Source organism: Streptomyces cinereospinus (assembly GCF_042430725.1).
GTDB lineage: Bacteria > Actinomycetota > Actinomycetes > Streptomycetales > Streptomycetaceae > Streptomyces > Streptomyces cinereospinus.
The window spans coordinates 1-9,022 of sequence record NZ_JBHMCY010000129.1 but is presented as its reverse complement, the minus strand read 5'-3'; the positions used below and the strand labels follow the sequence as shown (position 1 = coordinate 9,022).

General features: G+C 73.1%; 7 protein-coding genes. All 7 read right to left on the bottom strand.

Annotation, left to right across the window (positions count from 1 at the left end):
* A partial coding sequence (locus tag ACFF45_RS34625) for a hypothetical protein (RefSeq protein ID WP_381350976.1) occupies positions 1 to 2,199 on the bottom strand: 2,199 nt, incomplete at its 3' end.
* Positions 2,199 to 3,944 carry a phosphate ABC transporter substrate-binding protein PstS gene (gene pstS / locus ACFF45_RS34620; RefSeq protein WP_381350975.1) on the bottom strand — a complete coding sequence of 582 codons (1,746 nt, stop codon included), beginning with the start codon at positions 3,942 to 3,944 and terminating at the stop codon, positions 2,199 to 2,201. The genes pstS and ACFF45_RS34625, both read right to left, overlap by 1 nt.
* Positions 3,941 to 5,254: a phosphate ABC transporter permease PstA gene (gene pstA, locus ACFF45_RS34615; protein ID WP_381350974.1), complete on the bottom strand. Its 1,314-nt coding sequence runs from the start codon at positions 5,252 to 5,254 to the stop codon at positions 3,941 to 3,943. Before pstA ends, pstS begins: the two co-directional genes overlap by 4 nt.
* A gap of 103 nt (positions 5,255 to 5,357) precedes the next feature.
* Positions 5,358 to 6,419, bottom strand: a complete 1,062-nt coding sequence (pstC, locus tag ACFF45_RS34610) for a phosphate ABC transporter permease subunit PstC (protein WP_381350973.1) — start codon at positions 6,417 to 6,419, stop codon at positions 5,358 to 5,360.
* A gap of 123 nt (positions 6,420 to 6,542) precedes the next feature.
* Positions 6,543 to 6,887: a hypothetical protein gene (locus tag ACFF45_RS34605; protein WP_381350972.1), complete on the bottom strand. Its 345-nt coding sequence runs from the start codon at positions 6,885 to 6,887 to the stop codon at positions 6,543 to 6,545.
* 342 nt (positions 6,888 to 7,229) lie between these two features.
* A complete protein-coding gene (locus tag ACFF45_RS34600) occupies positions 7,230 to 7,709 on the bottom strand; it encodes a nuclear transport factor 2 family protein (protein WP_381350971.1) in 480 nt (159 codons plus the stop codon).
* A 435-nt stretch (positions 7,710 to 8,144) separates the two neighbouring features.
* Positions 8,145 to 8,816 (bottom strand): PH domain-containing protein, encoded by a 672-nt coding sequence (locus tag ACFF45_RS34595; RefSeq protein WP_381350970.1) that lies wholly within the window; start codon positions 8,814 to 8,816, stop codon positions 8,145 to 8,147.
* Between the last annotated feature and the right edge of the window lie 206 nt (positions 8,817 to 9,022).

Below are 9,022 nucleotides of genomic sequence, written 5' to 3'. Positions count from 1 at the left end.
CGCGCCGCCGCTGCCGGTGTCCGGGCCGCCGCCCGGCCCCGGCGCCTGGGCGTCCGGCGGCCCGGGGGCGTCGGGCGCGCCCCGCTCCAGCCGGTCGGCGGCCTGCTGGGCCTGCCGGCGCAGCGCGGTGGGCAGCGGGGCGTAGCCGTGCGGCAGTTCGCCCCTGGCGGTGCCCTGCGCCTGTCCCTCGCCGGCCGCGTAGCGCATCACCTCGGCGTAGTCCCGCCGCGCGTCCTCGGCCTGGTCGAGCGAGGCCGCCGCGTACACCACCGCCGTCAGCGGGTAGGCGCCGTCCGTCATCCTGGCGAAGTCGGTCTCCTTGATCCCGGCCGCCTCGGACTCGGGCATCGCGGCCACCGCCTTGAGCAGGGACTCGGTGGTCGGCTTGACGTACTCGCCGTCGGCGTTGGGCAGGGCGGCGGCGCCCAGCTGGTAGCGGACGGCGGAGGCGTTGTCGACGATGCCGAAGGCGCGCTGCTCGGTCAGCGGCGGGCGGCCCAGCGGCGACATCTTCGCCACGTTCTGGCCGGCGCTGCACTCGTAGGCGGTGCCGATGTCACCGCGGCGGATCTTCACCGCCCCCTCGTGCATGTCGGTGACGTAGGGGACCACGTCCTGCCCGGTGCGGTCCAGCGTGTGGCCCGGGTCGCCGTTGCACTGGACGGTGGTGGGCGCGATGTCCGTCTTCGGGAAGTAGTCCAGCGCGTCCGAGACCACCCCGTCCCGGTAGGCCGGGTTGACCTTCATACCGGAGGGGTCCGCTTTTCCTTCGATGAATTCCCGTGCGTCCCGGTCCGCCAGAACGTATTCCCAGAGCCGGCGGGCCGAGTCCGAATTCTCGGAGGGGACGGCCAGGCCCAGGGGGGCGTTCCTTTCGTTCGCCGCCAGGGCCTCCAGCCCTGGGTTGAGCCGGAGGAATTCGGGGTCCACCGCGAGGGACCGCGGGTTTCCGGCGAGGTGCTGCGGAATCGGCTCGGCGGGCGGGACGAGACTGCTCGGGTAGGACTGGGTGAGCACCTTCGCCAGCAGTCTCTGGTTGAGCTTGACCTCCCGCAGGGGCAGCTGCTGGAAGCCCGCCTGCGTCTGCTGGTCGTACATCCAGACGAAGCCGATCGTCAGTCCGCTCACCGCGACCGGGGCGTGCACCACCTGCGCACCGCCCGCCACGGGCCGGACGGGCTCCTGGGTGAGCGCGAGCCCCACGGAGGAGTCGCTCGGCGCGGTGACGATGTCCCGGGCGTGCTGCTCGCTGGCCTGCGTGAAGGTGAACCGGTGGCTGCCGGTGCGGCACAGCGCGCTCTGCCATGACGTGATCGCGTCCGTGCCCAGCTCGGAGCCCATGATGCCGCGCTCCGGCTTGTCCGGGTCGCAGTTGTCGGTGACCGGCTCGAAGTCGAGGCGGAAGACGATCCGCTGGTTCCAGTTGGACCGGCTGAGCGCCGAGGTCTGCAACGTGTTGTTGCCGCCCACCGTGCCGTCGGGCTCGTGGGAGCCCCTGGGCACCACGACCAGCCAGCAGGGCCGCGGCCGGCCGGCCGAGGTGGTGCGCGCCCCGCAGCCCAGGTGCGGGGACTCCAGCGACGACTTCACCTCGAAGGCCACGTCACCGCCGCCGTTGCCGTCGTGGGGCGCCCACGCGATGGAGTTGGTGTCCCCGTTGGTGAAGTAGGTCGAGTCGTTGCGGGAGGTGGTCTGCGGCCCTTCCACCGGCCGGAAGGGCACGAAGGGCAGGCCGTTCGGGTCGGTGGCGTGGTCCTGCTCCAGGGCGTCGAGGGCCGGGTGGGCCTGCCGGCTGGAGCCGGGCAGGCCGCCCGCCGTCTCCCCGCCGAACTCGCACTGCTCCCGGTCCGGGCCCGCCTGGGCGTCGTCGCCCCAGCACTGCATGAACTGGAGGAAGTTGTACTTGGTGCCCAGCGGCTGCGGCGCCCCGCCGGTCCACGTCACCCGGACCGCCTGCCCGCGCAGCCCCCGCGTCTGGTGCACGGTGACCTCAAGGCCGGAGAAGTCCTCGTACGGCCCCCTGGAGCCGCTCTTGGTCACCGCCGAGCTCTCGGTGGTGGCCGCCCGCGCCTGGCCCGCGCCCTCGGGCAGCGGCACCACCGCGATCACCAGCGCGGAGAGCAGGCACCCGAGCCCGGCGGCCACCCGCCGGCGGCCGGGGGACGAGGCCCCCCGTGTGCGGAGCGTCGGCCGTCTCATCAGAACTCCCCTCTACGGCGGGTGCGTGCCGCCAGGGCCCGCGCGGCGAGCGGCGGCCCGACGACCACCGCGACGAGCAGGACCGCCGACAGCGCCATCAGGGCGCCGCGCAGTCCGAAGGCGTCGCCGGAGGCGAGGCTGACCGGGTTGGCGGCGACGGAGGTGTCGCCGGTGCCGGTGCCGTCGGCGCTGACCAGCTGGCCGGTGTCGGGGTCGACGACGCCGCCGGACGCCGCCCCGCCGGACGCGGCGGTGCCCTCGGTGGCGTCGGGCCGGCCGTCGCCGTCGGTGTCGGCGCCGCCGGTGGAGCCGCCGCCCGTGCCGCCGCTGCCGCCGCTGCCCCCGGTGGAGCCGGTGCCCCCGGTGGAGCCGGAGCCGCCGGTGGCCCCGCCGGTGGAGCCGGAACCGCCGGAACCGCCGCCCTGCGCGCCGGGCCGCACCGGGGTGTCGGTGCCGGAGGCGCCCGCGGTGCCGTCACTGCACTGCGTCGGGCCCTTCTTGTCGCAGTCCTTGGGCATCGGCGCGTTCCTGATCAGGGTGTTGACGCCGCCGGAGAAGGTGGGGTTGCGGCACTCGTTGATGTTGATGGAGCCGGTGGGCGCGCCCGGCACCTTGCGCAGCTGCTCGAAGCCCGCCTCGACGAGGTTCTTCGGCAGCGGCGAGTAGCCGAGCCGGTCCGCCTGCTGCTGGCCGTCGCAGAGGAAGTAACGGCCGAACGTGCCCAGCGAGTTGCCCTTGGCCTTGGTGAAGCCGGCCTCCTCCTTGGTGGGCAGGATCATGTAGCTGTAGCTGGACAGGGGGTAGGTGCGCGGGTCGGCGTTGCGGTAGACGCCGTCCAGGATCTGCGTCAGGTAGGTGACGGAGCGTTCGTTGCGGTTGATCTCGGCCTTGGTCAGGGCCACCGCCACGCTGGCCGCGGTCGGCTCGACGTAGTAGCCGTCCCTGTTGAGCACCTTGGCCACCGGGAAGCCGGTGTTCTTGGCATACGAGTACTCGACGTAGGTGATGGCGCCCTCGCCGGAGGGCTGGCGCACATGGCCGGAGACACCGAGCGAGCCGGACTTGGAGACCATCGCCGAGCCGCTGAGCAGCGGGTAGTTGGAGGTCATGCCGCAGTTGCCGCCGCCCCGGCCGGTACGGCCGCAGTAGTCGCTCCAGACGGCCCCGTGCTCCTTGGACATCCAGGTGGTGAACTGGGCGCTGGTACCGGAGCCGTCGGAGCGGACGACCGGGGTGATCGTGCGGGCCGGCATGGTCAGGCCCGGGTTGTCGGCGCGGATCGCGGGGTCGTTCCAGCGGGTGATCGCCCCGGTGAAGATCCTGGCGACGGTGGCGCCGGACAGCCGCAGGTTCGTGACCATCCTGCCGTTGACCTTGAGGTTGTACATGAACGCCGTACCGCCGGCCACGATCGGCATGTAGGCGTAGCCGCGCCGCGGCGGCTGGTCCGTGATGCCCTGCTCCTTGAGGCCGAAGGGGATCTCGGAGACCGCGAAGTCGACGGTGTTGTTCCTGAACTGCTCACGGCCCTGGGAGGAGCCGTTGGCCGTGAAGTTGACCGTCATGCCGTAGTTGGCCTTGACGTTGCGGACCCACTGCTGGACGGCGTTGGCGCTCCAGGTCGACCCGGAGCCGGTGATCTTGGCGTAGGAGGCCGCTGCGGCCGGTGGGGTGTGGACGGCGAGCAGCGCGCACAGCGATGACAGCACGGTGGCCGCCAGACGGAAGCGAGTGGCGGGTTTCACGACGGACTCCCGGGTCGGGTACGGAACGGGGCGGACGGGGCGGAGGACTGGGGGCCGGCGGGCGGGGCCGCGGTGGCCGGCGCGGCGGTGGGCCCGGCCGCCCGTCCCGCCCGCGCGGCGAAGCGACGCGCGTCACGCCGCGACGCGAGGACGCGGCGGTGCTCCTGGCGGCGGGTCAGCTGCCCGGGCCCGCGGCCGCCGACGACGCGTGCGGCGACGAACAGCAGCAGCACCAGCGCCATCAGCAGCGACGCGGTGCCGAAACCGCGCGAGACCATGGTCGGTTCGGGCGACTTGACGAACTCGAAGGTCGCGAGCGGCAGGGAGACCATCGGGCCGTGCAGCGGGTCGAGGTTCAGCTCGGAGGTGAAGCCGGCCGTCAGCAGCACCGGGGAGGTCTCGCCGATGCCGCGCGCGGTGCCGAGGATCACCGAGGTGGTCAGGCCGGAGCGGCAGGTCGGCAGCACGACGTGCCAGGCGGTGCGCCAGCGCGACGTGCCCATGGCGTACGACGCCTCCCGCAGCGTGCCCGGGACCAGCCGGATGACGACGTCGGCGGCGCGGATGATGATCGGCAGCATCATCACCGACAGCGCGAGCGAGGCGGCGAGGCCGGACTGGTCCATGCCGAGGCCCAGGATGACGGTGGCGTAGATGAACAGGCCCGCGACGATCGACGGCAGCGCCGTCATCGCCTCGACGATGGTGCGCACGAACCGGGCGAACGGGCCGGGCACCTCGTTGAGGAAGACCGCGCAGACCAGCCCGAGCGGAACCGTGATCACCAGCGCGATGACGATCATGATCAGAGTGCCGGCCGCGGCGTGCAGGGCGCCGCCGACACTGAGCGGCTCCAGCGGACCGGCCAGCTCCATGTCCTCGGTGAAGAAGTTCAGGTGGACGAGCGCCTTGCGCCCCTCGACCAGGGCGTACACCACCACGACCGTGAGGACGGCCACCAGCAGGACGCCCATCGAGCGCACCACGGCCGCCGCGATCCGGTCCACCACGGCCGGTCCGTCCTCGTCGAAGGAGACGAGGAGCGCGTACAGCAGCAGGAAGAGGCCGTACGCCATGACGACGAAGCCGACGGCCCCGTCGAACGGCAGCAGCCAGCCGAACAGCAGCCAGGTCAGCGACAGCGCGGCCGCCGCGGCGCCGGCCACGGCGTACACGTCGGTGTCGCGCAGCGAGGACAGGGCGCGCCGCCGCTCCCCGCCGGGGTCGGCGGCGAGCGGGGGGCCGGGCAGTGTCGTAAGCGGACGTCTCGGCGCCTGACGCGCGCCGGGCGCTTCAGGGGCAACGGTCATGGTCGCTCTTTCCTGTGTGGGTGCGGGCGGCCGTGCGGGTCGGGCGAGGTGGGGGGAGGGGTGCGGGACGAGCCGCGGAAGGCGGAGGCGGGCCGGCCGGGTGTCAGGCGTCGCTCGCCGCGCCGGAGCGCGACCTGGCGACGACGGACGAGGCGGCGAAGTTGACGATCAGGGTCATCACGAACAGCGCGAAGCCGGCGGCCATCAGCGCGGACATGCCGAATGCACTCGCCTCGCCGTAGCGCAGGGCGATCAGCGAGGAGACCGAGCTGGTGCCGGACTGCAGCACGTGCCACTGGATGTCGAAGGTCAGCGAAATGATCATGAATACGGCGATGGTCTCGCCCAGGGCGCGGCCCAGGCCCAGCATGGTGCCGCCGATCATGCCGCCCTTGCCGAAGGGCAGGACGACGCTGCGGATCATGCCCCAGCGGGTCGCGCCGAGCGCGTAGGCGCCCTCCCGCTCGCCGGCCGGGGCCTGGGAGAAGACCTCGCGCATGATCGAGCAGATGATCGGCGCGATCATCATGCCGACGACCAGGCCGGCGATGAACGTCGAGGACGTGTAGATGCTGGCGGACGCCAGCGGGTCGTCGGGGTCCGCGCCGGTCACGTCGAAGACCGGGATCCAGCCGAAGTAGGCGGAGATCCAGCGGGCGGTGGGCAGCACCTTGTCCTGGAGGAAGAACACGCCCCACAGGCCGTAGACCACCGACGGCACGGCCGCCATCAGGTCGACCACGCTGATCAGGCTCTGGCGCAGCCGGGGCGGGGCGTACTCGGAGATGAACAGGGCCGCGCCGGTGGCCAGGGGGACGGCCACGCAGACGGCGACGCCCGCGATCAGCACCGTGCCGACCAGCACCGCGGCGATGCCGAACCGGCCCGCGTCCGGGGCCCATTCGGCGGTGGTCAGGAAGGCCCAGCCGGCGCGGTCGAGCGCCAGCCAGGCCCGGTACAGCAGGAAGCCGCCCACGAGCAGCATGACGGCGAGCACCAGGCCGCCGCCGGAGCGCAGGACCGCGCGGAACACGCGGTCGGGCAGGCCCGGATCGGCGTACAGCCGCCGGGGGAAGTCGGCGGCCGCGTCGGCCGGCAGGGTGGCCTGCGCCCCGGACGCGGGCTCCGCGGCGGCCAGGTGCGGCTGTCTCTTCTTGAACGACACGCGTTCGACGCTCCTGGGGCCCGGTGGACACGCCCATCCCGAAGCGTGAACGACGGGTGCCCTAAGGGGAACTTCCGTGACGGCTCCACACGCACACCACGTCCACACCCGTGACGCACACGTCTAGTCATCCCATAACTCAAGGCTCACCGACCTCAGTTCGGGCAGCAACGTCCGGAAGCGCTCGTACGAGGCACGGCAGGTGGCGTGCCGCTCGTACCTGCGCGCCGACCCGGCGAGATGCCGTCCCGTCCGGTCCCAGAGCGCCCACACCCATCCGCCGCCCTCCGAACTGTGCTGCACTCCACCCTCCATCTCGGCATGGCGCGTACACAGCCGCACGAAGTCGGCACGGCACCGCGCGTGGGTGTCGTGCGCGGTCAGCGACACCGCGACCGGCCTGCCGTTGGGCGCGACCAGCCGCCAGCCGAACCTCCCCTGGCCGTCGATGTCGATCTGGCATCTCACACCGGCTACCGCGACGACAGGTCTTGCCGTCCCGTCGGACTGCTCCATGTCCCCACCCCCGCCGCCCAGGCATAAGGAAAGCCCGCAGGTGCGGGGGTGCGGGCGGCACGTGCAATCTACTGAGACGCGCGTCACGGCGCCCGGACAAAACTGACTGGCGGTTCCACGCTTCATGTCGAAGTATCCCCTTGGACACCCGTAGGACAGAAACGGAGAAAGCGCTCACCGGCGACGGGGGACAACGCTGTCGTCCCGGACGGCACAGGGGCCTCCGGAGCCGGCCACCGGCCACCACGGGAACGGCCACCGGCGACCACGGGAACCGGCTCCTTTGCGTCCCGCCTACCCCAGGCCCGCCGGCGCCGCCTCCTCCGGCAGCCGCGGCGGTGAGCCCTGGGTCCACACCACCCGCAGCGACGTGGCGGAGATCCGCCAGCCCTCGGCCGTCCTGACCAGCTCCGTGGTGACGCGACCGGCGGAGACGAAGACTCCGCCGGTGCCGTCCGCCAGGACGTGGGTGCTCAGCTGGGCACCGCGCGCGGTGGCCCGGTCGCCGTCGAGTTCGACGACCGCGTCGGTACCCAGATGCACCGTACGGTCGAACAGCGCCATCCCCCGCCGGACGTGCTCCAGCAGGGCGTCGCGCCCGCGTACGGGGCCGATGGGCCACTGAGCGGTGACGTCCTCGGTGTGGAAGGCCCGGGCCCACTCCTCGTCGAAGACCCCGTCGTCCAGGGAGTGCAGGTAACGGCCCAGCAGATCACTGATGTCGGCACGGTCGGCCAGGTCCCGCAGCCGCCGGCGCATCGCTTCGTCGTCCATGCGTGAAGCCTGTTACCTCAAGCACGCTTGAGGTCAAGGGCGGCCCACGGGGGCCATCGACGCCCCCGCCGGTCCGCTGACCCCTGCCGCCGGCCCCGGCCGCACCTCGGCCGCCCGGGCACTATTCGGGCCGCTCGCTCCCCGCCGTGACGGCGGCCCCCGGTGCGCGGCGCCCCGCGGGCCGCCGTCCCCCCGGGCGAGGACCGGGGCACCCCGGTGAGGCCGGGCCCGCCCCGGTAACGACGGTGACCGCCACGGCACGGGCCGCACGATTCACGACCGTGACCGCCGCAGCACGAGCCGCACAATTCACGACCGTGACCGCCGCAGCACGAGCCGCACGATTCACGACCGTGACCGCCGCAGCACGAGCCGCACGATTCACGACCGTGACCGCCGCGGCGCGGAGGCACGGTGCGCGTCAGTGACACCCCGCTACCCCACCGCCAGCAGCACCACCAGGAGCACCGCCCCGGCCACCGCCGGCCCCGCGACCTCGTACGCCCAGCGGACGCTCACCTCGCCCTGGGCCGACTGCGCCTTCTCCCTGGCCTCCAGCGTCTGGCGCAGGCCGTGCATGATCTCGTCGCCCTCGGCACGGACCGGGCCGTCGCCCAGAGCACCCACCGACCCGCCGGCACCACGGGCACGGGCCGTCCCGTCCCCGCCGGCCTCCGCCCCGCGCCGCGCCTCCTTGCGCGCGGCACGGTTGCGGGCGCGCAGGGAGACCGGTATCGCCCACAGCTGGTACTTGTCGCCGGCGTCGGTGACGACCTCGTTGGTGTACCCGGAGCGCAGGGAGGCGACCTGGCCCCACGGCAGCTCGATCACGCGGAACGGATTGCGCACCCGCAGCCTGTCCTCACCGGCGAACACGGCGGGCCGCAGGGTGAAGGCGACGATCAGCGGCACCACGAGCAGCAGCGCGGCGAGCGCCAGCCACGGTGTGCGGCCCTCCCCCACGAGGATCGCGTCCAGACCGAGCCAGCCGACCAGGCCGAGCAGCAGCACGCCTCCGGCGAGGCCCATGGGCGACCGGTAGATCCGGTCCCGGGTCAGGGGGCGCGGAGGCCGCGGCGCGGGTGACTGCTGGTCCGGGGTCGTCATGCCCCCGATTCTGCCCGACGCCACCGACAGCGTCCGCGCGGTACGGCCCGCCATCCCCGGAAGTTCCCCACTGTTCCCGCGCCCACCACCCCCTACGATCCCCGCGCCCGCCCACCGCCCCTCGATCCCCCGGGGCCCTCACAAGCCCCCTCGCCCCCACCGGCCCCCTCGATTCCCGCACGCCCCCACCGGCCCCCTCGATTCCC

What these genes read in the sequence shown, in the direction of transcription:
- pstA (WP_381350974.1), bottom strand. Translation starts at nt 5,254, where the DNA reads ATGACCGTTGCCCCTGAAGCGCCCGGCGCGCGTCAGGCGCCGAGACGT.
- ACFF45_RS34600 (WP_381350971.1), bottom strand. Translation starts at nt 7,709, where the DNA reads ATGGACGACGAAGCGATGCGCCGGCGGCTGCGGGACCTGGCCGACCGT.
- ACFF45_RS34595 (WP_381350970.1), bottom strand. Translation starts at nt 8,816, where the DNA reads ATGACGACCCCGGACCAGCAGTCACCCGCGCCGCGGCCTCCGCGCCCC.